The 21080-nt window shown below is 64.9% G+C and carries 21 protein-coding genes; 10 read left to right on the top strand and 11 right to left on the bottom strand.

The genetic code is table 11. From position 1 onward, the window contains the following. Window positions 1-32 precede the first annotated feature (32 nt). Together lpdA and Q2M23_RS34190 are read left to right on the top strand one after the other, a co-directional pair. Window positions 33-1433: a dihydrolipoyl dehydrogenase gene (gene lpdA / locus Q2M23_RS34185; RefSeq protein WP_057020923.1), complete on the top strand. Its 1401-nt coding sequence runs from the start codon at window positions 33-35 to the stop codon at window positions 1431-1433. Between the two features lie 40 nt (window positions 1434-1473). After that, entirely contained in the window at window positions 1474-2013 is a 540-nt protein-coding gene (locus Q2M23_RS34190) for a hypothetical protein (RefSeq protein ID WP_225163860.1), read from the top strand. Between the two features lie 143 nt (window positions 2014-2156). Here Q2M23_RS34190 and Q2M23_RS34195 read toward each other — a convergent pair whose 3' ends face one another. Then, window positions 2157-2747 carry a DUF4337 domain-containing protein gene (locus tag Q2M23_RS34195; protein WP_316398400.1) on the bottom strand — a complete coding sequence of 197 codons (591 nt, stop codon included), beginning with the start codon at window positions 2745-2747 and terminating at the stop codon, window positions 2157-2159. 143 nt (window positions 2748-2890) lie between these two features. Continuing rightward, window positions 2891-3862 (bottom strand): tyrosine recombinase XerC, encoded by a 972-nt coding sequence (locus Q2M23_RS34200; protein ID WP_316398401.1) that lies wholly within the window; start codon window positions 3860-3862, stop codon window positions 2891-2893. A gap of 128 nt (window positions 3863-3990) precedes the next feature. Between Q2M23_RS34200 and Q2M23_RS34205 the strand changes: the two genes are divergently transcribed. After that, window positions 3991-6201: a primosomal protein N' gene (locus Q2M23_RS34205; protein WP_316398402.1), complete on the top strand. Its 2211-nt coding sequence runs from the start codon at window positions 3991-3993 to the stop codon at window positions 6199-6201. Between the two features lie 260 nt (window positions 6202-6461). On the opposite strand, the gene Q2M23_RS34210 is transcribed toward Q2M23_RS34205, so the two are convergent. Further along, window positions 6462-6953: a septal ring lytic transglycosylase RlpA family protein gene (locus tag Q2M23_RS34210; protein WP_229189994.1), complete on the bottom strand. Its 492-nt coding sequence runs from the start codon at window positions 6951-6953 to the stop codon at window positions 6462-6464. A gap of 629 nt (window positions 6954-7582) precedes the next feature. Here Q2M23_RS34210 and Q2M23_RS34215 point away from each other — a divergent pair. From Q2M23_RS34215 to Q2M23_RS34245, 7 genes are all read left to right on the top strand, one after another. Beyond that, a complete protein-coding gene (locus Q2M23_RS34215) occupies window positions 7583-8143 on the top strand; it encodes a F0F1 ATP synthase subunit delta (RefSeq protein WP_229189993.1) in 561 nt (186 codons plus the stop codon). Next, window positions 8143-9672, top strand: a complete 1530-nt coding sequence (atpA, locus tag Q2M23_RS34220) for a F0F1 ATP synthase subunit alpha (RefSeq protein ID WP_028340804.1) — start codon at window positions 8143-8145, stop codon at window positions 9670-9672. Before Q2M23_RS34215 ends, atpA begins: the two co-directional genes overlap by 1 nt. Before the next feature lie 91 nt (window positions 9673-9763). Further along, window positions 9764-10642 (top strand): F0F1 ATP synthase subunit gamma, encoded by an 879-nt coding sequence (locus Q2M23_RS34225; protein WP_092087080.1) that lies wholly within the window; start codon window positions 9764-9766, stop codon window positions 10640-10642. Between the two features lie 25 nt (window positions 10643-10667). After that, a complete protein-coding gene (atpD, locus tag Q2M23_RS34230; protein ID WP_016843821.1) occupies window positions 10668-12110 on the top strand; it encodes a F0F1 ATP synthase subunit beta in 1443 nt (480 codons plus the stop codon). Between the two features lie 103 nt (window positions 12111-12213). Further along, entirely contained in the window at window positions 12214-12621 is a 408-nt protein-coding gene (locus tag Q2M23_RS34235) for a F0F1 ATP synthase subunit epsilon (protein ID WP_028336321.1), read from the top strand. A gap of 205 nt (window positions 12622-12826) precedes the next feature. After that, the gene (locus Q2M23_RS34240) at window positions 12827-12982 is read left to right on the top strand and encodes a hypothetical protein (RefSeq protein ID WP_225163875.1); all 156 of its coding nucleotides are present in this window, start codon (window positions 12827-12829) and stop codon (window positions 12980-12982) included. 104 nt (window positions 12983-13086) lie between these two features. Further along, a complete protein-coding gene (locus tag Q2M23_RS34245; protein ID WP_316398403.1) occupies window positions 13087-14082 on the top strand; it encodes a helix-turn-helix domain-containing protein in 996 nt (331 codons plus the stop codon). Here Q2M23_RS34245 and Q2M23_RS34250 read toward each other — a convergent pair. The 8 genes from Q2M23_RS34250 to Q2M23_RS34285 all read right to left on the bottom strand — a co-directional run bounded on the left by Q2M23_RS34250 (window position 14040) and on the right by Q2M23_RS34285 (window position 21050). Then, window positions 14040-14540, bottom strand: a complete 501-nt coding sequence (locus tag Q2M23_RS34250) for an RNA pyrophosphohydrolase (protein ID WP_316398404.1) — start codon at window positions 14538-14540, stop codon at window positions 14040-14042. The genes Q2M23_RS34245 and Q2M23_RS34250 overlap by 43 nt on opposite strands. Window positions 14541-14572: 32 nt before the next feature. After that, on the bottom strand, window positions 14573-15076 hold the full coding sequence (locus tag Q2M23_RS34255; RefSeq protein WP_028336325.1) for an RNA pyrophosphohydrolase: 504 nt from the start codon (window positions 15074-15076) through the stop codon (window positions 14573-14575). Window positions 15077-15160: 84 nt separating this feature from the next. Beyond that, window positions 15161-16375: a divergent polysaccharide deacetylase family protein gene (locus tag Q2M23_RS34260; RefSeq protein WP_168857719.1), complete on the bottom strand. Its 1215-nt coding sequence runs from the start codon at window positions 16373-16375 to the stop codon at window positions 15161-15163. Window positions 16376-16527: 152 nt separating this feature from the next. Further along, complete coding sequence (locus Q2M23_RS34265; protein WP_057020912.1) at window positions 16528-17895, bottom strand: S41 family peptidase; 1368 nt, start codon at window positions 17893-17895, stop codon at window positions 16528-16530. After that, on the bottom strand, window positions 17892-19298 hold the full coding sequence (locus Q2M23_RS34270) for a murein hydrolase activator EnvC family protein (protein WP_316398405.1): 1407 nt from the start codon (window positions 19296-19298) through the stop codon (window positions 17892-17894). Before Q2M23_RS34270 ends, Q2M23_RS34265 begins: the two co-directional genes overlap by 4 nt. A 40-nt stretch (window positions 19299-19338) precedes the next feature. Further along, window positions 19339-19821 carry a 23S rRNA (pseudouridine(1915)-N(3))-methyltransferase RlmH gene (gene rlmH, locus Q2M23_RS34275; protein WP_057020910.1) on the bottom strand — a complete coding sequence of 161 codons (483 nt, stop codon included), beginning with the start codon at window positions 19819-19821 and terminating at the stop codon, window positions 19339-19341. 50 nt (window positions 19822-19871) lie between these two features. Next, window positions 19872-20240 (bottom strand): ribosome silencing factor, encoded by a 369-nt coding sequence (gene rsfS / locus Q2M23_RS34280; protein WP_016847840.1) that lies wholly within the window; start codon window positions 20238-20240, stop codon window positions 19872-19874. Between the two features lie 186 nt (window positions 20241-20426). Beyond that, window positions 20427-21050: a nicotinate-nucleotide adenylyltransferase gene (locus tag Q2M23_RS34285; RefSeq protein WP_080583350.1), complete on the bottom strand. Its 624-nt coding sequence runs from the start codon at window positions 21048-21050 to the stop codon at window positions 20427-20429. Between the last annotated feature and the right edge of the window lie 30 nt (window positions 21051-21080).

Here is a 21080-nt window from a genome sequence, read left to right on the forward strand (position 1 = left end):
TGTCACAGAGCTTAGCTACAGGACCTTCCATCATGGCTTCTTACGATCTCGTCGTCATCGGCACCGGCCCGGGCGGATATGTCTGCGCGATCCGCGCGGCGCAACTCGGCATGAAGGTCGCCGTCGTCGAGAAGGACGCGACGCTGGGCGGCACTTGCCTCAACGTCGGCTGCATGCCGTCGAAAGCGCTGTTGCACGCCTCCGAGATGTTCGAGGAAGCCGGGCACTCCTTCGCCAAGATGGGCGTCAGCGTCCCGGCGCCGAAGCTCGATCTGCCTGCGATGATGAACTTCAAGCAGCAGGGCATCGACGGCAACGTCAAGGGCGTCGAGTTCTTGATGAAGAAGAACAAGATCGACGTGCTCAAGGGGACCGGCAAGATCCTCGGTGCCGGCAAGGTCGAGGTCTCCGGCGACGGCAAGTCCGAGACCGTCGAGACCAGGAACATCGTGATCGCCACCGGCTCCGATATCGCCCGCCTGAAGGGTATCGACATCGACGAGAAGCGCATCGTGTCCTCGACCGGCGCGCTGTCGCTGGAGAAGGTGCCGGAGAAATTGCTGATCATCGGCGCGGGGGTGATCGGGCTCGAGCTTGGCTCGGTCTGGCGGCGTCTCGGTGCGGACGTCATGGTCGTGGAATTCCTCGACCGCATCCTGCCCGGCATGGACGGCGAGGTGGCAAAGCAATTTCAGCGCATGCTCGAGAAGCAGGGCTTCGTCTTCAAGCTCGGCGCCAAGGTCACCGCGGTCGATAGCTCCGGCAAGACGCTGCAGGCCAAGGTCGAGCCCGCCGCGGGTGGCGCTGCGGAAACCATCGAAGCCGACGTCGTGCTCGTCTGCATCGGCCGGGTGCCCTACACCGAGGGGCTCGGGCTGAAGGAAGCCGGCGTTGCGCTCGACAATCGCGGCCGCGTCGAGATCGACGCGCACTTCTCGACCAACGTGAAGGGCATCTACGCGATCGGCGACGTCGTGGCCGGGCCGATGCTCGCGCACAAAGCGGAAGACGAAGGCGTTGCCTGTGCGGAGATCATCGCGGGCCAGGCCGGCCACGTGAACTACGACGTCATTCCAGGTGTTGTGTATACCACGCCGGAAGTGTCGTCGGTCGGCAAGACCGAGGAAGAACTCAAGCAGGCCGGCGTCGCGTACACCGTCGGCAAATTCCCGTTCACGGCGAACGGCCGGTCCAAGGTCAATCAGACCACCGACGGCTTCGTGAAAATTCTCGCAGATGCGAAGACGGATCGGGTGCTTGGCGTCCACATTGTCGGCCGCGAAGCCGGCGAAATGATCCACGAAGCCTGCGTTCTGATGGAATTTGGCGGATCTGCCGAGGATCTGGCACGCACCTGCCACGCGCACCCGACCCGTTCGGAGGCGATCAAGGAAGCCGCGCTTGCGGTGGGCAAGCGCGCCATCCATATGTGATGATCGAAAGTCCGGCGTCAGCCGGGTTGAGATCATAGCGATGCTGCGCCGCCTGCTTCAGCCGTTCTGGGTCCTGCTTGCGATCATCTTCCTGGTCGAGGCTTGGCTATGGGACCATCTCGAGCCGATCGTGGCGCGGGCGGTGGCGTGGATTCCGCTCCGCGCGCTCAAGCAATGGCTTGCCGACCGGGTCGATTCGCTGTCGCCGGCGATGACCCTGATTGTCTTCGTCGTGCCGGTGATCCCGCTGTTTCCGCTCAAGCTGATCGGGCTCTGGCTGCTGGCGAACCAATACTGGTTCAGTGCGGTCTCGCTGATCCTGTTCGCCAAGTTCGTCGGCGTCGGCGTGACGGCCTTCCTGTTCGACGTGACGCGGCCGAAACTGCTGGAGATGCCCTGGTTCGAGGCACTCTATAATTTCGTGATGGCGCTGCGGGCCAAGGCCACCGCGCTGGTCGAGCCAATCAAGCGGCGCATTCGCGAGATGATTAGTGGCGACGGCGAGGGCTGGGCGGCGCGCACGCTGCGCGTGATCGCGCGCTTCCGCAAAAGCGTGCATCAGACCAGCAAGCCTCTTTGATCAAAACTTTCTATTCCGTCATCCTGAGGAGCGCGGAACGCGCGTCTCTAAGGATGCACGGCCCGGCCGGTGGCCGTCGATCCTTCGAGACGCGCGCAAGGGCGCGCTCCTCAGGATGACGGTTCGAAAGCGGCGCGCTGCGCTCAATGCAGATGCAGCAAGTGCGGCTGGAACAGGCCGAGCGCCGTCATCACGATGCCGGCGAGCGTCACCAGGCCGGAGACCCAGGCCAGCGCGATGATGCCCGTAATGATGGTTGCCGACGCCAGCACGATGGCGATCTGGAAGGCGGCGGAGGCAAGCTCGAAATGATGATATTTCGCGGTGGCCTCGTCGCGCTCATGCTCGGCGTGCTTGGCGCGTTCGGAGAGCTGCTCTGAACCCTCGCCGGTTTCCGGCTCCGAGCGGTAGCGCGCCGCGGTCTTCTGCCAATCGTCGATCTGCTTCTGCAGCGCGGCCCTGGCCGCCTCGTCGGTGGTGGTCGCGAGGTTCAGCTTGCCCTGTTCTGCCGCGATCTGCACCGTGGTACGGCGGATGCTCTTGGCCTGGAAGAAAGCCCACAGGTTGGAGGCCTCGACATTCTTGCTGATCGATTCGGTCTGGGCGCCCTTGCCGAGCGTTTCCGACAGCGCCAGGCACAGGGCGATCACGGCGATCAGGAGCGCGATCTTCTTGTTCTCGCCCGAGGCATGCTCGGCATGCTCCGCGTGCTCCATACTTTCATGTGCGCTCATGATTCCCCTCCGGATGAGACCGCGCCACGATTGCCGAATGCGGCGCACAAGGCAAGGGCCGAAGGGTTTTGGGTAACCGTCTGAAGATGAACGGCGCATGACGGCGGCCAAAGCCCGCGCTTTATTTTTTCAGAACCGAACGTTCAACCTCGGGGATGCGCGGAGCGATAGACTTCGAGCAGGCGCTCGCTGTCGATGCCGGTGTAGATTTGCGTGGTCGACAGCGAAGCGTGGCCGAGCAATTCCTGGATCGCGCGCAGATCGCCGCCGCGGCTCAGCAGATGCGTGGCGAAGGAATGCCGCAGCGCATGCGGCGTTGCGCTGTCGGGCAGGCCGAGCGCGCCGCGCAGCCGCTCCATGGTGAGCTGGATGATGCGCGGGCTCAAGGGGCCGCCGCGCGCGCCGACGAACATCGGCCCCGCGGGGCTGAGCTGATGCGGGCAGATCGCGGCATAGTCCGCGATCAATTGCAGCACGTTCTGCAGCACCGGCACCATGCGGGTCTTGTTGCCCTTGCCGGTCACCACGAGCACGTCGCCTTCGCCAGGTTTCGGCACGTCGCGGCGCTTCAGCCCCAGCGCCTCGGAGATGCGCAGGCCCGAACCATAGAGCAGCGCCATGACGGCGGCGTCGCGCACCAGGATCCAGGTCTCGCGGGTTTCGTCCGCGCGCTCGTCGGCGTCGGCAAAGCGTTTCGCCGCTTCCATGTGAATCGGCTTCGGCAGGCTCTTCGCCACCTTGGGCGCGCGGATCGCCGAGAGCGCGCCGACCTTGCCCTTGCCCTCGCGTTCCAGGAATCGTCCGAACGAGCGCAGGCCCGCCAGCGCCCGCATCAGCGACCGCCCGCCGATCTCCTCGGTCCGGCGCATCGCCATGAAGGCGCGCACATCGCTCGCCTCGAGCGCGGAAAATGCCTCAAGCGTCACCCGCGCGCCCCAGTGCCCGGCCAGGAAGGCGAGGCATTGGCGCACGTCCCGGGCATAGGCCTCAAGCGTCTTCGGCGACAGCCGCCGCTCCGCACGCAGATGCGACAGCCAGCGCGTCATCTCCTGCGTGATCGATGCATCGGCGCAGTCGAGCTCGAGTGGTTGGATGGGCTGATCGGTCCGGGCCATGTCCGTGTCTTAAGTCCGTGTCTTAAGGGCTATTGGCGCTGCTCATCTCCTGATTATATCGCACTGCCTTCGTTTACCGTTCGCTAAGACCGCGTAGCGGTGCTAGCCCGGCGCAAAGTTCGGATTCAATGGACCACACCACGCGCCACAACCCAGCCTCCGCATCGACGACACGTGTCGTCGACGTGCTGGTGCCTGTCGCGCTGAACCAGACTTATTCCTACCGCGTTCCGCGCGGCATGGAGCTTGCGCCGGGCGACGTGATCGGCGTTCCGCTCGGGCCGCGCGAGGTGGTCGCGGTGGTGTGGGCGGAAAATGCCAATCCGGATCCGCGGCTGCACAACCGGCTCAAGGACGTCAGCGAGAAGCTCGATGTTCCGCCGCTGAAACCGGAGCTGCGCCAGCTGGTCGACTGGGTCTCCAATTACACGCTGTCGGCACGCGGCATGGTGCTGCGGATGACGCTGCGGATGGGCGAAAATCTCGGGCCGGAGCGGATGCGGCTCGGCGTGCGGCTGGTCGGCGAGCCGCCGCGGCGCCTGACGCCGGCACGCCGGCGGGTGATCGAGGTGCTGTCGGACCGCTTGCTGCACGGCAAGTCGGAGGCGGCCCGGGAGGCCGGCGTCAGTTCCGGCGTGATCGACGGCCTGGTCGACGAAGGCACCCTGACGGTTGAGGCGATGCCGCCGCCGGCACCGCCGCCCGTTCCGGATCCCTCCTACGCGCAGCCGGATTTTTCGCGCGAGCAGCGCAGCGCCGTCGACGTGATGCGGACGCTGGCCGCGAGCGGCAGCTTTCACGTCGCGCTGCTCGACGGCGTCACCGGTTCCGGCAAGACCGAAGTCTATTTCGAGGCGATCGCCGAGAATATCCGCCGCGGCAAGCAGACGCTGATCCTGATGCCGGAGATCGCGCTGACCGGCCAGTTCCTCGATCGTTTCGCGCAGCGCTTCGGCGTGCGGCCGCTGGAGTGGCATTCGGAGCTGACGCCGCGCACGCGCGCGCGCAACTGGGCCGCGATCTCCGAGGGCAAGGCGCCGGTCGTGGTCGGCGCCCGCTCCGCGCTGTTCCTGCCCTATGCCGATCTCGGTCTCATCACCGTCGATGAGGAGCACGACCAGGCCTACAAACAGGACGACGGCGCGCATTATCACGCGCGCGACATGGCGGTGGTCCGCGCCCATATCGCAAAGATTCCGATCGTGCTGGCGTCGGCGACCCCGTCGGTCGAGAGCGAGGTCAATGCGCGCAAGGGGCGCTACCAGCGCGTGGCGCTGCCGTCGCGGTTCGGCGGCCAGCACATGCCGCATATCGAGGCGATCGACATGCGCCGCGCGCCGCCGCCGCGCGGCCGCTTCATTTCGCCGGTGCTGGCCGAGCAGATCGGCCATGCCATCGAGCGCCGCGAGCAGGCGCTGCTGTTCCTCAACCGCCGCGGTTACGCACCGCTGACGCTGTGCCGGGCCTGCGGCCACCGCTTCGCCTGCACCATCTGCGATGCATGGCTGGTTGATCACCGGTTCCGGCAGCGGCTGGTCTGTCATCATTGCGGCTTCTCGATGCCGCGCCCGAATATCTGCCCGCATTGCGCGGCCGAGGAATCGCTGGTCGCGGTCGGGCCCGGCGTCGAGCGCCTGCAGGAGGAGGCCGCCCACATCTTCCCCGAGGCACGGACGATGGTGCTGTCGAGCGATCTCATCACCTCGATCGAGACCATGCGCAGCGAGCTCAACGAGATCGCCGAGGGCCGCGTCGACATCATCATCGGCACCCAGCTGGTGGCGAAGGGCCACAACTTCCCGCGGCTCAATCTGGTCGGCGTCATCGACGCCGATCTCGGCCTGAGCAATGGCGATCCGCGCGCCGCCGAGCGGACGTTCCAGCTGCTGAACCAGGTGGTCGGCCGCGCGGGCCGCGAGCAGGGCCGCGGCGTCGGCTTTCTGCAGACCCATCAGCCGGAGCATCCGGTGATCAAGGCCCTGATCGCCAATGACCGCGAGGCGTTCTATGCCAGCGAGATCGAGATTCGCGAGCGCACCGGCTACCCGCCGTTCGGCCGGCTGGCGAGCCTGATCGTCTCCGCCGGCGACCGTCCGACCGCGGAAGGCTTCGCCCGCAAGCTCGCCGCGGTGGCGCCGCTCGATGAGCGGATCCAGGTGCTCGGCCCCGCCGAGGCGCCGCTCGCCGTCATCAAGGGCCGCTATCGCTTCCGCCTGCTGGTGAAGTCGCTGCGCAATGTCGATCTGTCGCAATATCTGCGCGAATGGCTGGAATCCGGTCCCAAGACCAAGGGCAATCTGAAGCTCGAGGTCGACGTCGATCCGCAGAGCTTTTTGTAAGCAGCTTCAATCTTGACCGTCATTTGCGAGGAGCGAAAGCGACGAAGCAATCCATCGCTCCGCGCATGCGGGTCCATGGATTGCTTCGCGGAGCCTGTCATCCGGCGGCGCTTCGCGCCGACCGGGTGGCTCGCAATGACGCAGGCTGGCGGCCGCAGCCCGCAAAAGAAAAAGCCTGCCGTCATTTGCGACGGCAGGCCATTTTTTGGCGCGAAGCAGGCCTCGCGGCCGTTACGCAACGCAACGCTTACTGAAGGCGCTTACGAGACGACCTCAGCGGTGACGCGGCCGACGCCGGCACCGGTCAGGCCGATGGCGCGTGCTGCGCCGGTGGAGAGGTCGAGCACGCGGCCGCGGATGAACGGGCCACGATCGTTGATGGTGACGACGACGCTGCGGCCGCCATGGGTGACGCGGAGCCTGGTGCCGAACGGCAGCGAGCGGTGGGCCGCGGTCATGGCGTTCTGGTTGAAGCGCTGGCCGGAAGCGGTGCGGCTGCCCGACTCATTGCCGTAGAAGGAGGCCATCCCCGAGAACGAGTGGCCGCCGGACGGCTGGATCGATGCATTGGCGTCGCGCCAGGACGAGCCTTCGGCGCGGGCGTGGTGATGATGGTGGTGGCGATGATGGTGGTGCCGGGACTTCGCGGACGCCTCGGTCACGCTGCCCCCGACCAGAATAGTTGCGGCTACAAAAGCAAGCGCCGTACGCGAGCGGGTTACGTTGCCCGCCGCCTTCTTGATATTCAGCATTGATAAGACCCTCAGACAGTATTGCCGCTAACGCGGCAAGTGGAACCCCCGTCCCTTCGTTGACCAAGGCCGTTTGGTTTCCCAATGAGGCACGAATTGGGCAGTAAATCCGGATTATCTCGTGCTGAAATATCTTGTTACCGCCTTGGGGTAGTCAATCGATGTTCAGTAATCTTGCTGTTTAACCAATTTTTAACGACCAATATACTTGCCAATACTGATTATCGAGGCGACGGTAAGTTTTCGGTAAGTAATCGCTAAATGAAACAGCAGCCGGCCAGGAGTTCCCTGCGCGCTCGGCCATAGGCCCATGCAAATTTCGATGGAACAAAATCGCGGCGGCGCGAATCGGGTTCGGCGCGCCGCATTTCCGCGCGCCAAATTTTCCGGTTCGGCCACCGGCTGCGGTCGGCAAAAAGCGCATGCGACAAGGCGGCACTCACGATGCCGTCATGTTGCACCTGCGCGATTGCTATGTTAGCAAAGCCGCGATTTTAACGGTCCCGGCACGTCCTGTGCCGGTCGAAAATCGAAGTCCCGCTTGAATTCCAAGGGCTTGGATCGCTAGGCGCTGCTTTGGTGGCGACGGTTTTTCCCTTGCGAATTTGACAGCAAAAAAGAGCGAGCTCGTGGCTGCTGAAGATCCGTCCGTTTCGGGAGTGTCCGGTCGTTATGCAACGGCCCTGTTCGAGTTGGCGCGCGACGAGCAATCCGTCGATCAAGTCCGGGCCGACCTCGACAAGTTCGAGGCCTTGCTCAACGAGAGCGCCGATCTCAAGCGCCTCGTCCGCAGCCCGGTGTTCGCCGCCGACGCCCAGCTGAAGGCGCTGACCGCGGTGCTCGACAAGGCCGGCATCTCGGGCACGTCGGCCAAATTTCTCAAGGTGCTCACCGCCAATCGCCGGCTGTTCGCCGTTGCCGATGTGATCCGCGCCTATCGCGCGCTGGTGGCGAAGTTCAAGGGCGAGGCGACTGCGGAAGTCACCGTCGCCGAGCAGCTCAGTGACAAGAATCTCGACGCGCTGAAGGCCGCACTGAAATCAGTGACGGGCAAGGACGTCGCGCTCAACGTGAAGGTCGATCCCTCCATTATTGGTGGCCTGGTGGTCAAGCTCGGCAGCCGCATGGTGGATAGTTCGCTTCGCACCAAACTCAATTCGATCAAGAACGCGATGAAAGAGGCAGGCTGATGGACATCCGCGCCGCAGAAATTTCTGCGATCCTCAAGGACCAGATCAAGAATTTCGGCCAGGAAGCCGAGGTCACCGAAGTTGGCCAGGTGCTGTCGGTCGGTGACGGTATCGCCCGCGTCTACGGTCTCGACAACGTTCAGGCCGGTGAAATGGTCGAGTTCGAGAACGGCACGCGCGGCATGGCGCTCAACCTCGAAACCGACAACGTCGGTATCGTGATTTTCGGCGCCGACCGCGAGATCAAGGAAGGCCAGACCGTCAAGCGCACCCGCGCGATCGTGGACGCGCCGGTCGGCAAGGGCCTGCTCGGCCGCGTCGTCGACGCGCTCGGCAACCCGATCGACGGCAAGGGCCCGATCCAGGCCACCGAACGCAAGCGCGTCGACGTCAAGGCGCCCGGCATCATTCCGCGCAAGTCGGTGAACGAGCCGATGGCCACCGGCCTCAAGGCGATCGATGCGCTAATCCCGATCGGCCGCGGCCAGCGCGAGCTGATCATCGGCGACCGCCAGACCGGCAAGACCGCGATCGCGCTCGACACCATCCTGAACCAGAAGCCGCTCAACGCCCAGCCGGACGAGAACCTCAAGCTGTATTGCGTCTACGTCGCAATCGGGCAGAAGCGCTCCACCGTCGCGCAGTTCGTCAAGGTGCTCGAAGAGCAGGGCGCGCTGGAATACTCGATCATCGTCGCGGCCACCGCGTCCGATCCGGCGCCGATGCAGTACATCGCGCCGTTCACCGCCTGCACCATGGGCGAGTACTTCCGCGACAACGGCATGCACGCCGTGATCATCTATGACGACTTGTCCAAGCAGGCCGTCGCCTATCGCCAGATGTCGCTGCTGCTGCGCCGCCCGCCGGGCCGCGAAGCCTATCCGGGCGACGTGTTCTACCTGCATTCCCGCCTGCTCGAGCGCGCCGCCAAGCTCAACAAGGAGCATGGCTTGGGCTCGCTGACGGCGCTGCCGGTCATCGAAACCCAGGCCAACGACGTGTCGGCCTACATTCCGACCAACGTGATTTCGATCACCGACGGCCAGATCTTCCTGGAAACCGATCTGTTCTTCCAGGGTATCCGTCCCGCCGTGAACGTCGGTCTGTCGGTGTCGCGCGTCGGTTCGTCGGCGCAGACCAAGGCGACCAAGAAGGTCGCCGGCAAGATCAAGGGTGAGCTCGCGCAGTACCGCGAAATGGCGGCGTTCGCGCAGTTCGGTTCGGACCTTGACGCTTCGACCCAGCGCCTGCTCAACCGCGGCTCGCGTCTGACCGAACTTCTGAAGCAGCCGCAATTCTCGCCGCTGAAGATGGAAGAGCAGGTCTGCGTGATCTGGGCCGGCACCAACGGCTATCTCGATCCGCTGCCGCTCAACAAGGTGAAGGCGTTCGAGGACGGTCTGCTGTCGCTGCTACGCGGCAAGAACGCCGACATCCTCGATGCGATCCGCACCAGCCGCGATCTGTCCGACGACACCGCCGCCAAGCTCAAGACGGCCGTCGAGGGCTTCGCCAAGACGTTTGCATAACGAATGGGGCGTCGCCCGGCTCGCCGCCGGGCGTGACGAACGGAGGCTTGCGATCTGACCATTGTGGTCGGATCGCCGGGGTGAACGAAGAATGGCGTCACTAAAAGACATGCGGGTCCGCATCGCCTCGACCAAGGCGACGCAGAAGATCACCAAGGCTATGCAGATGGTCGCAGCCTCGAAGCTGCGCCGCGCGCAGAACGCCGCCGAAGCGGCGCGGCCCTATGCCACCAAGATGGATGCGGTGATTTCCAACATCGCCGCGGCAGCCAACGGCACGCCCGGCGCGCCGGCGCTGCTCGCCGGCACCGGCAACGATCAGGTGCACCTGCTTCTGGTCTGCACCGGCGAGCGCGGCCTGTCCGGCGCGTTCAACTCCGCCATCGTGCGCCTGGCGCGCGAACGGGCGAACGCGCTGCTCGCGCAGGGCAAGGAAGTGAAGTTCTTCTGCGTTGGCCGCAAGGGTTACGAGCAGCTGCGGCGGACCTTCGAGAAGCGCATCGTAGAGCATCTCGACCTGCGTTCGGTGCGCCAGATCGGCTTCGTCAATGCCGAGGATATCGCCCAGAAGGTGCTGGCGCGGTTCGAGGCCGGCGAGTTCGATGTCTGCACGCTGTTCTACTCGCGCTTCCAGTCGGTGATCGCGCAGATCCCGACCGCGCAGCAGATCATCCCGCTGGAGGTGGCTGCGCCCGCGGCCAATGCGGCGCCCTCCACGTCCTACGAATACGAGCCTGAGGAAGACCAGATCCTCGGCAGCCTGTTGCCGCGCAACCTCGCGGTGCAGATCTTCCGCGCGCTGCTGGAGAACAACGCCTCGTTCTATGGCGCGCAGATGAGCGCGATGGACAGCGCGACCCGCAATGCCGGCGAGATGATTCGCAAGCAAACCCTGATTTACAACAGAACCCGTCAGGCCCAGATCACGAAGGAGCTGATCGAGATCATCTCCGGCGCTGAGGCGGTCTAAGGCAGATTTCGAAGGAGAACAGTCCATGGCTACAGCAGCCAACCAGATCGGTCGCGTTACCCAGGTCACGGGCGCCGTGGTCGACGTGCAGTTCGAAGGCCACCTTCCGGCGATTCTGAACGCGCTCGAGACCAAGAACGGCGGCAACCGCCTGGTGCTCGAAGTCGCGCAGCATCTCGGCGAATCGACCGTCCGCACCATCGCGATGGACATTACCGAGGGCCTCGTGCGCGGCCAGGAAGTGACCGACACCGGCGAACCGATCCGGGTGCCGGTCGGCGAAGGCACGCTCGGCCGCATCATCAACGTCATCGGCGAGCCGATCGATGAAGCAGGCCCGATCAAGTCCGACGGCCTGCGCGCCATCCATCAGGAAGCGCCGACCTATACCGACCAGTCGACCGAAGCCGAAATTCTCGTCACCGGCATCAAGGTCGTCGACCTTCTTGCTCCGTATGCGAAGGGCGGCAAGATCGGCCTGTTCGGCGGCGCCGGCGTCGGCAAGACCGTGCTGATTCAGGAGCTCATCAACAACGTCGCGAAGGCGCACGGTGGTTACTCGGTGTTCGCCGGCGTCGGCGAGCGCACCCGCGAAGGCAATGACCTCTATCACGAGTTCATCGAATCGAAGGTCAACGCCGATCCGCACAATCCGGATCCGAGCGTGAAGTCGAAGTGCGCGCTGGTGTTCGGCCAGATGAACGAGCCGCCGGGCGCCCGCGCCCGCGTCGGTCTGACCGGTCTCACCGTTGCCGAGCACTTCCGCGACCAGGGCCAGGACGTGCTGTTCTTCGTCGACAACATCTTCCGTTTCACCCAGGCCGGCTCGGAAGTGTCGGCGCTGCTCGGCCGTATTCCTTCGGCGGTGGGTTATCAGCCGACGCTCGCCACCGACATGGGCGCGCTGCAGGAGCGCATCACCACCACCCAGAAGGGCTCGATCACCTCGGTGCAGGCGATCTACGTGCCGGCCGACGACTTGACCGACCCGGCGCCCGCCACCTCGTTCGCGCACTTGGACGCCACCACGGTGCTGTCGCGCGCGATCTCGGAAAAGGGCATCTATCCGGCGGTGGATCCGCTCGACTCGACCTCGCGCATGCTGTCGGCGCTCGTCGTCGGTGACGAGCACTACAACACCGCGCGCATGGTCCAGCAGATCCTGCAACGCTACAAGTCGCTGCAGGACATCATCGCCATTCTCGGCATGGACGAATTGTCGGAAGAGGACAAGCTGACGGTCGCCCGCGCCCGCAAGGTCGAGCGCTTCCTGTCGCAGCCGTTCCACGTCGCCGAAGTGTTCACCGGCTCCCCCGGCAAGTTCGTCGACCTCGCCGACACCATCAAGGGCTTCCGCGATCTCTGCCAGGGCAAGTACGACCATCTGCCGGAAGCGGCGTTCTACATGGTCGGCACCATCGAAGAAGCCGTCGAGAAGGGCAAGAAGCTGGCGGCCGAAGCCGCTTAAGCTTTGGGATGTCGTCATCGCCGGACTTGATCCGGCGATCCATCGCACGAGCAGTATTTTGATTGATGGACCCGCGGGTGACAGCGCAAAGAACGGAAAGACCATGGCCACCTTCCACTTCGATCTCGTCTCTCCCGAAAAGCTCGCCTTCTCCGGCGAGGTCGATCAGGTTGACGTCCCCGGCGTGGAGGGTGATTTCGGTGTGCTCGCCGGACACGCTCCGGTCATCGCCACGGTTCGTCCGGGCATCCTGACGATCACGACCGCCGGCAAGCGCGAGAAGGTGATCGTGCTCGGCGGCCTTGCCGAGGTGTCGGACAAGGGCCTCACCGTGCTCGCCGACGTCGCGACCGCGCTTGCGGACATCGATCGCGCGAAATTCGCCGAGACGATCAACGAGATGCAGGAGAAGCTCGCCGAGAAGGAGGGCTCCGAGCTCGACCACGCGATCGAGCGGCTCGACCACTTCAAGAGCATCCAGCAAGAGCTCAACACGACGGCTATGCACTAAGGCGCGGTTGCCGACCGGCGATCGCGCCGCCATGTCGAGTGAGCCGACCCCTTAGTGGAATAGCTCACACTTTTTCTATCATAGCCTGAGAAGGCTTGAATAATTCAACGCTCGCCACGCCCTGGCGAGCGTTTCAATGCTTGTTGCGCGCGGGATCGTCTGGCGGCATTCTCCCCGGCATATCTGGGTTCGGGGGCCGCTACTCATGAAGCGCAAGGTCGCAGCGATCCTCGCGGCCGATATCGCAGGTCAGAGCCGATTGGTTGCCGACGATGAGGAAGAGACGCTGCGGCGGCTCGCCTCTTCTCGACAAGTCCGCTTCTTCGCGGTCGGCCCGAACGAACGACCTGCAAATATGTGAAGCAGCTTGCAGCAAGGATCGTGCACAAATGACAAGCTGCAGCGCGATGACGATTTGGCCCGACCGCATCGCGATTTCATTCCTGACATAACGGACAAGCTGCCGTGCTGACCTTCACCACCGATGCTCTCCGCCCCCAGGACCGTTTCGAGCACTGGTGCGAGGTGCGCGGCAAGAGCCTGTTCGGGGTCACGATCGAGCTCGAGCGCGACAAGAGAGCCGATTTCCGCGGACACTTCTCGGCGACGCCGGTGGGCAGTGCCGTGCTGGCGCAAATGTCGGCTTCCTCCTACCGCGTCAGCCGGACCGCATCCGACATCGCGCGCGTTCCGAGCAACAGCCTGCATCTCGCCTGGCAGGTGCGCGGCCCCGGCCACATGAATATCGGTCGCGATCGTGTCCAGTTCGTGCGCAACGGCGACCTGGTGTTCGGCCATTCCAATCTTCCGTTTGCCTCGACACCCGAACGGACCGACGGCTTTGACTTCTTCAGCCTCAAGATCCCGGTCACCGACGAGCTCGTGCTCGGCGCGCGGATCGAGGATGCGCCGCCGGTCGCGCTGGCGCGTGATGCGAGCCTGACCCGGCTTGTCGGCGCCATGTTCCGCTCGATGACGCGAGATCTCGCGCAAGCCGGGCAGTTCGCCGACGACGTTGCGCATATGGTGCGCCTGGCGCTGCTCGCGCGCGGACGCGTGCGGCCACGCCAGGACGAAATCCGTGCCGCGCTGCATGCGGGCTACCTTCATGCCGCCCGCGAAATTCTGTTCCGCGACCTGCATCGCGCCTCGCTCACGCCGGCCGCGGTTGCCGCCGAGCTCGGCATCTCACTGCGGCAATTGCATGCGCTGTTCGAGCCGACCGGCCTGTCATTTGCGCGGACGCTGACGGCGGCAAGGTTGAAGGCGGCGAGGCGCGCGCTCTACGCCATACGGGAGCGCAGCATCGACGAGATCGCGTTCTCGTGCGGCTTCGACAGCATCGCGACCTTCTATCGCGTCTTCCGTTCGACCTACGGCATGACACCGGGCGACGCGCGGCGCATACCGCCGCAGGATCAGCCGGCGAATTCCGCGAACCGGGTCGCGACCGCGCGATAGACGTCGCGGCGGAACGGCACCACGAGATCGGCGACGCGGTCGAGGCGCTCCCAGCGCCATTGATTGAATTCGGCGGGCTGGCCGTTGCGCGGCGTCAATGGATCGATCTCCTCGTCGCGTCCGGTGAAGCGCAGCGCAAACCATTTCTGCCGCTGGCCGCGGAACTTGGCGAGCCGGTGCGATGCCGGCCCGTCATAGGCGGGGAATTCGTAGGTCATCCAGTCGGTCTCGCTGAGATAGTCGGCGTTGACCGCCCCGGTCTCCTCCCACAATTCGCGCATCACGGCCTGGCGCGGATCCTCGCCGGCGTCGATGCCGCCCTGCGGCATCTGCCATTCGAGGCCGGGCAGCACGATCTCCGGACCGTCGTCCTTGATCCGGTGGCCGATCAGCACGCGTCCGTCGGCGTTGAACAGCGCGATGCCCACATTGGGGCGATAGGGCTTATCTGATGACATTCAGTGGGTACGTCGCGCGTTGACCCGGTCGGCTACTTGGCCGCCAGACCGGCAAATTCCTTCACGACGCGCTCATAGACCGGACGCTTGAACGGCACAATCAGCCCCGGCAGATTCTTCATCGGCTCCCAGCGCCAGGTGATGAACTCGGCCTTGTGGCCTCCGCCCGGATTGGCGACGTTGATCTCGTTCTCATCGCCGGTGAAGCGCAGCGCGAACCATTTTTGCCGCTGTCCGCGATAGCGGCCCTTCCAGGCGCGGCCGGCGACGGTGCGCGGGATATCATAGATCAGCCAGTCCGAGACCTCGCCGAGCTTCTCCACGGACTTGATGCTGGTCTCCTCATAGAGCTCGCGCCGCGCCGCCTGAAACGTATCCTCGCCGGGATCGACGCCGCCTTGCGGCATCTGCCAGACATGCGCGTCGTCGACATGCTCGATGCCGCCCGCGCGGCGTCCGATGAAGACCAGCCCCGCAGTATTCAGCAGCATGATGCCGACGCAGGTTCGATAGGGCAGGTCTTCATAACGTGCCATGCTGCCGCTACCTCGCACATTTTCTGGAGCCGCCCGACCCGGCCCCCCCGGCAAGGTCTCGAGCTGCTCCAACGGATTGAATCTTTAGCCCGATTTTGATTTCAGCATCGCCGTTGTCAATGGCACAAGCATAATGCCCTTGGAGTCCAGTGTCTTGAGCCAGGCGCCGAGCCGCTCGATCGAGACCGGCAACGCCGAGGCGACGCCCACCGCTGCGCCGCGTTCCTTGGCGATGGTTTCCAGCTTGACCAGGGCGCGGTCGATTTCCGCCGACGTCGGCACCGCGTCGATGGCGAAATCGGCCTTGGCGAACGGCAATGCCTGCCCCGCGGAAAGGTTCTGCGCGACGCTACGCGGGGTGGAACCGTCGTCGAAATAGCTCAGGCCGCGCTTTGCCGCTTCGCGGACGATGGGCTGCATCACGGGATCGGCCGCAACGAACCGGCCTCCCATGAAATTGGCGATCCCGGCATAGCCCTGCAGGCGGCTGAGGTGCCAATAGAAGCGGTCGAGGTTCTGCTCGCTGCTCAGCGTGGTCAGCAGGGTTTGCGGCCCGGGATCATTGTCGGGATAGTCGAACGGCTCCATCGGGATCTGCAGCAGGATCTCGTGACGCTGGGTCCGGGCACGTTCCGCAAGCTTGCCCGGATCGGAGCCATAGGGCGTGAAGGCCAGCGTCACCGCCGGCGGCAGCTTCATGATGGCGTCGGTGGTCTTGGCGGCGCCGACGCCGAGGCCGGCGACCACGATGGCGACCACGGGCATCCGGGCGGCCTTGGCGCGGTCAGCCTCGGCCGCGTAGACCGTGAACGGCTTCAGGCCGTCGGCGATCACCGGGATCATGCCGTAGCGTGACTTTTCCAGCAGGCGCGGATCGATGCCGGTCATCGCAAGTGGCGGCGTATCGCCGTCGGCCTTGTCGGCCGGATCGCCGGCGCCGATCACCACGTCTTGGCGCTTGCCGCTGGAGCCGTCGATGATGGTGACGGTTCTCGCGTCGCTGGCTGCGGCCGGGGCCTTGGCGGCGGATTTGGCCGCCGGTTCGGCCGCCGCCTGGGCGGCTGGAGCGTGCTTGTCGTCGTCGGCGGCGGGCGGGGGATTGCGCAGCGTGACACGGGCGATCGGCTCGCCCCCGAGCGGGTTGTCGTTGAACAGCGCGATGCCGACAAAGCCGACCAGCACGAGCCCGAGCAGCACGGCGAGCGCCTGCATCGCCGTGAATGGCAGGCGAAACCGGCGCGTCCTGCCCACGGTCGTCTGCCCAAGCGGCGTGCTCAGTTCGTCGGCCGCTTCTGCCATGACCCTCCCCGAATCAACAGCGCGAACGATAGCACGATGCGGTGCAATCCCGCGCGTGCCGGCCTGCCCGGCAAAGCACGGTTACGGGCGGACACCGAAAGCAGAAAGGGCGGCCCGCGGGCCGCCCTGTTCGCCGAATCGATCGGATTAAATCAGTTCGCGGCCTTGTTGCCCGGCTTGTCGACCGCGGCCTTGTCGCGCGCGGCCTCCGGCGCCGCTGGCGCGCTCGAGGTCGACTTGATGCCGTGCAGCAGGTCGTCGGCCATCTTCAGCGCCTTGTCGTCCTTGGCGTCCGGCGGGACGTAGGACTGCGAGCCGGTCTTCTCGTCGCCGTCGTTCTTCAGATGGCCGCGCAGCGAAGCTTCGCCCTTGGTGTCGGTGCGCGCCTTCAGCTCTTCCGGCACGTCCTGCAGCACCTCGATGTCGGGCACGATGCCCTTGGCCTGGATCGACTTGCCCGACGGCGTGTAGTAGCGCGCGGTGGTCAGGCGCAGCGCGCCATTGCCCGAGCCGAGCGGGATGATGGTCTGCACCGAGCCCTTGCCGAACGAACGGGTGCCGACCAGCGTCGCCCGCTTGTGGTCCTGCAGCGCGCCGGCGACGATTTCGGAGGCCGATGCCGAGCCGCCGTTGATCAGCACGATCACCGGCTTGCCCTTGGTCAGGTCGCCCGGATGGGCGGCGCGGCGCTGGGTTTCCTCGGCGTTGCGGCCGCGGGTCGAGACGATCTCGCCACGCTCCAGGAAGGAGTCGGACACCGTGACCGCTTCTTCGAGCAGGCCGCCGGGGTTGTTGCGGAGATCGATGACGTAGCCCTTCAGCTTGTCGCCGATCTGGCCCTGCAGATTGGTGATCTCCTTCTTCAGGCCTTCGGTGGTCTGCTCGTTGAAGGTGGTGATGCGGATATAGGCGATGTCATCGGCCTCGACGCGCGCACGCACCGAGCGGACGCGGATGTTGTCGCGCACCAGCGTGACGTCGATCGGATTGTCCTGGCCCTTGCGGATGATCTTGAGCTTGATCTTGGTGTTGACCGGACCGCGCATCTTCTCGACGGCCTGGTTCAGCGTCAGACCCTGCACCGCCTCGTCGTCGAGGGTCGTGATGATGTCGTTGGCCATGATGCCGGCCTTCGAGGCCGGGGTGTCGTCGATCGGCGAGACGACCTTGATCAGGCCGTCTTCCATCGTGACCTCGATGCCGAGGCCGCCGAACTCGCCGCGGGTCTGCACCTGCATGTCGCGGAAGCTCTTGGCGTCCATGTAGCTCGAGTGCGGGTCGAGGCCGGTCAGCATGCCGGAGATCGCGGATTCGACCAGCTTGCTGTCATCGGGCTTCTCGACATAGTCGCTGCGCACCCGCTCGAACACGTCGCCGAACAGATTGAGCTGGCGATAGGTGTCCGACGTCGCGGCGCGCGCGCTCGATCCCATCAGCACAGCGCGGGGCTGCGTAACGAAAAGCGTCAGGGCCGCGCCGGTGGCGGCGCTAAGGAGAATTACCGAAGTCTTGCGCATCATCCGCGAACCTTTTCGCCTTCATTTGCGGCCCACCATGGACCTGGATCGATTGGAGTGCCGTCTTTCCGGAACTCGACATAGAGCACTGGCTGGCTCGCATTTGTCGCGAGAATGGATGCAACTTGGGACGTCGACCCCATGGTCGCAACCGGCTCCCCCGTAAGTACAAACTGGCCGATGTTTACCGAAATACGCTCCATCCCGGCGATCAGGACATGATACCCGCCCCCGGCATTGAGGATCAAGAGTTGTCCATAGCTACGGAAAGGACCAGCGTAAACAACCCAGCCGTCACACGGGGTTGTGACCTGCGCGCCCGGCTTGGCTGCCAAAGAAATGCCTTTTTGTACGCCCCCCGCGCCGTCGGAACCGCCAAATTCGCGAATCTTGGTACCGTTCACGGGATAGGAGAACAGGCCCTTGGCCGAGGCGAAAGCGACCGCCGGGCTCATGCGGGCCGGGTCCTTGAGCGCCCCCAGATTCGGCTTGCCGTTAACCGTCGCCGGCGCTCCCTGGAGGCTGGCGGTGGCGGCGGCCTTGGCCGCGCTCTTGAGATCCTGCTCCATCTTGGCGATCAGGGTCTGCAGATTGTCGGCCTGCTTCGACAGCGCGATGGCACGGGCGCCTTCGGCCTCCATGTCCTTTTCGGCCGCGCTCTGCTGCCGTTGCCGTTCGTCGACCAGCGCCGCCAGCCGGGTCTGGTCTTCCTTCAGCTTGTCGCGGTCGGCCGCCAGCGCATCGCGTTCGGTCGAGATGGTCTTGCGCAGCGCCACCAGCTCGCCGAGATCGGCCGCAAGCTTCTCGGCGCGGACGCGCAACTCCGGCACCACGGCGCCGAGCAGCATTGCGGTGCGCAGCGATTGCAGCGCGTCCTCGGGCCGCACCAGCAGCGCCGGCGGCGTGCGTCGCCCGGCGCGCTGCAGCGCGGCCAGCACCTCGATCACCTCGGAGCGGCGTGAATCGAGCGAGGCGCGGATTTCGCGCTCACGGCCGTCGAGCGGCTGCAGGCGTGCCTCGGCGTCAGCGATCCGCGTCTCGACGCCGCGGACCTGGCCGGCAATATCGATCAGCTGCTGATTGAGCTTGCTGCGGTCCTGGCCGATCGCGGCGATGTCGGCCTTCAGCTTCTCCTGCAGCTCGGTCGCCTTGCGCTGCTGCTCGCGCGCGGCCTCGAGTTCCTGTTCGCGCTGCTTGATCGCATCGGGCGATGGCTCCGCGGTTGCGGCCTGCTGCGCCGGCGGCGCGGATTGCTGCGCTGGTGGTGTCGCTTGCGCGTGCGCCGCGGCCAGCGGATAGGCGGCGAACATCGCGATCGACAGCGGCAGCGATGCCGGCAGCCGGCGGCGGCGCGCGGTGCCGGCATACGAAGCCGAATACGAAGCTGTGTCCCGCTTGTGCTGCATTCGCGTGAGTTCAGTGGTTTCGACTGTCCGTCACCACGCCTTACGCGCGATGATAGGGGTGGCCGGCCAAAATGGTTGCGGCGCGATAAATCTGTTCCAGAAGCATGACGCGGACCATTTGATGCGGCCAGGTCGCGGAGCCGAATGCAATTCGCAACAAAGCCTTGCGCTGCAATTCAGGCGAAAGTCCGTCTGCGCCGCCGATCACGAAGACAGTATGTGCTGTTCCCTCGTCGCGCCAGCGGCCGAGCTGCCGGGCAAAGGTCGCACTGTCGATGCTCTTGCCGCGTTCGTCGAGGGCGACCAGCGCGTGCTTCTCAGGCAGCAATGCGGAGATCGCCGCAGCCTCCTCGGCAATGCGCGCGGCGGTGTCGCGCGCGCGGCTTTCCGCGATCTCGTGGATCTCGAGGCCGCGAAACCCGAGCTTGCGGCCGATATCCTCGAAGCGCTCGCGGTAACGCTCGGCGAGCTCCCGTTCAGGGCCCTGTTTCAGACGGCCGATGCAGATCACGACAAGGCGCATCAACGCAGACTAGCTGCGCTGCAGCCGATTCGCATCGGCCTCGAACCCCCTTAGACCGCCGCGACCGCCGGGTTCTGAGTCCACAACCGCTCGAGGTTGTAGAACTCGCGCACCTCAGGCCTGAACACGTGCACGATCACCTCGCCGGAATCGATCAGCACCCAGTCGCAATTGGGCAAGCCCTCGACATGGATGTTCTTGACCCCGTTCTCCTTGAGGCTCTTCGTCACATTTTCCGCGATCGCGCCAACGTGCCGGTTAACCCGGCCGGTGGTGACGATCATGTAGTCGGAATATGCGGATTTGCCCCGAAGGTCGATGGTGACCGTCTCTTCCGCCTTCATGTCCTCGAGGCGGGAGAGGATCAGGCTCAGCGTCTTGTTGGCATCCGGTTTGTCGGCGTCCGGTTGCGCCTGCAAGGCCGCGGTTTTCGTCGATGTTTTACGCGCAGTCTTTGGAACCTTGGGTAAAACAGACTTTGACAATACAGATGTGGCCAGGGACCATTCCTTTCACTGTATCGCGGGTGCCGAATCCTCGGCCCCACGCGCCATACTACGCATGTGGGGTTAATGGTTTCAATATTCCAGTAACCCTTTTGCGCTTCATGCCGTTCTCCAGCTCCCGTCCGGGTTCCGAAGTCCGGTCGAAGACAGATTGGATTTCATTCCTGTCAGGAACACCCATGCCGGCGCCTGCTGGTCGGCCAGCCGTGTCGCCTGATTTTCGGGCATGCGATAGCGCGCGAGCGCCTGCGCCGCCGGTGCGGCAAGGGCGCGGAAGCTTTGGGGCGGACGGTCGATCACGGCAATCGGGACATCGGACGCGATGCGCCGCCAATCTTTCCAGCGATGAAATTGCGCGAGATTGTCAGCGCCCATGATCCAGACGAAGTGCACGCCGGAGACACGGCGGCGCAAGTGGATGATCGTGTCCACAGTGTAGCTGACGCCAATGACAGCTTCGAGACAGCTGATGTCGATGCGCGGATCATCGGCAACGCGGCGCGCGGCCTCGGCGCGCTCGGCAAGCGCATGCAGGCCGTCATGGTTCTTCAGCGGGTTGCCCGGCGTCAGCAGCCACCACACGCGGTCGAGCTGCAGGCGCTTGAGCGCAAACAGGCTGATGGCGCGATGCGCGGCGTGCGGCGGATTGAACGAGCCGCCAAGCAGCCCGATGCGCATGCCGTTGGTATAGAACGGAAGCGCCTGGGCTGCGGATAACGACACGCTCGATGCTTGCTGCAATGGCTTACCGTG

The organism is Bradyrhizobium sp. 33ap4, assembly GCF_032654765.1.
Taxonomy (GTDB): Bacteria; Pseudomonadota; Alphaproteobacteria; order Rhizobiales; family Xanthobacteraceae; genus Bradyrhizobium; species Bradyrhizobium australafricanum.

Excerpts from the sequence above, each read along its gene's own strand:
- Q2M23_RS34210 (WP_229189994.1), bottom strand. The coding sequence starts at position 6,953 with ATGCTGAATATCAAGAAGGCGGCGGGCAACGTAACCCGCTCGCGTACG.
- Q2M23_RS34270 (WP_316398405.1), bottom strand. The coding sequence starts at position 19,298 with ATGCAGCACAAGCGGGACACAGCTTCGTATTCGGCTTCGTATGCCGGC.
- Q2M23_RS34250 (WP_316398404.1), bottom strand. The coding sequence starts at position 14,540 with ATGTCATCAGATAAGCCCTATCGCCCCAATGTGGGCATCGCGCTGTTC.
- Q2M23_RS34205 (WP_316398402.1), top strand. The coding sequence starts at position 3,991 with ATGGACCACACCACGCGCCACAACCCAGCCTCCGCATCGACGACACGT.
- Q2M23_RS34235 (WP_028336321.1), top strand. The coding sequence starts at position 12,214 with ATGGCCACCTTCCACTTCGATCTCGTCTCTCCCGAAAAGCTCGCCTTC.
- lpdA (WP_057020923.1), top strand. The coding sequence starts at position 33 with ATGGCTTCTTACGATCTCGTCGTCATCGGCACCGGCCCGGGCGGATAT.
- Q2M23_RS34195 (WP_316398400.1), bottom strand. The coding sequence starts at position 2,747 with ATGAGCGCACATGAAAGTATGGAGCACGCGGAGCATGCCGAGCATGCC.
- atpD (WP_016843821.1), top strand. The coding sequence starts at position 10,668 with ATGGCTACAGCAGCCAACCAGATCGGTCGCGTTACCCAGGTCACGGGC.
- Q2M23_RS34200 (WP_316398401.1), bottom strand. The coding sequence starts at position 3,862 with ATGGCCCGGACCGATCAGCCCATCCAACCACTCGAGCTCGACTGCGCC.
- Q2M23_RS34260 (WP_168857719.1), bottom strand. The coding sequence starts at position 16,375 with ATGGCAGAAGCGGCCGACGAACTGAGCACGCCGCTTGGGCAGACGACC.
- Q2M23_RS34265 (WP_057020912.1), bottom strand. The coding sequence starts at position 17,895 with ATGATGCGCAAGACTTCGGTAATTCTCCTTAGCGCCGCCACCGGCGCG.
- Q2M23_RS34240 (WP_225163875.1), top strand. The coding sequence starts at position 12,827 with ATGAAGCGCAAGGTCGCAGCGATCCTCGCGGCCGATATCGCAGGTCAG.
- rlmH (WP_057020910.1), bottom strand. The coding sequence starts at position 19,821 with ATGCGCCTTGTCGTGATCTGCATCGGCCGTCTGAAACAGGGCCCTGAA.
- Q2M23_RS34255 (WP_028336325.1), bottom strand. The coding sequence starts at position 15,076 with ATGGCACGTTATGAAGACCTGCCCTATCGAACCTGCGTCGGCATCATG.
- atpA (WP_028340804.1), top strand. The coding sequence starts at position 8,143 with ATGGACATCCGCGCCGCAGAAATTTCTGCGATCCTCAAGGACCAGATC.
- Q2M23_RS34190 (WP_225163860.1), top strand. The coding sequence starts at position 1,474 with ATGCTGCGCCGCCTGCTTCAGCCGTTCTGGGTCCTGCTTGCGATCATC.
- Q2M23_RS34225 (WP_092087080.1), top strand. The coding sequence starts at position 9,764 with ATGGCGTCACTAAAAGACATGCGGGTCCGCATCGCCTCGACCAAGGCG.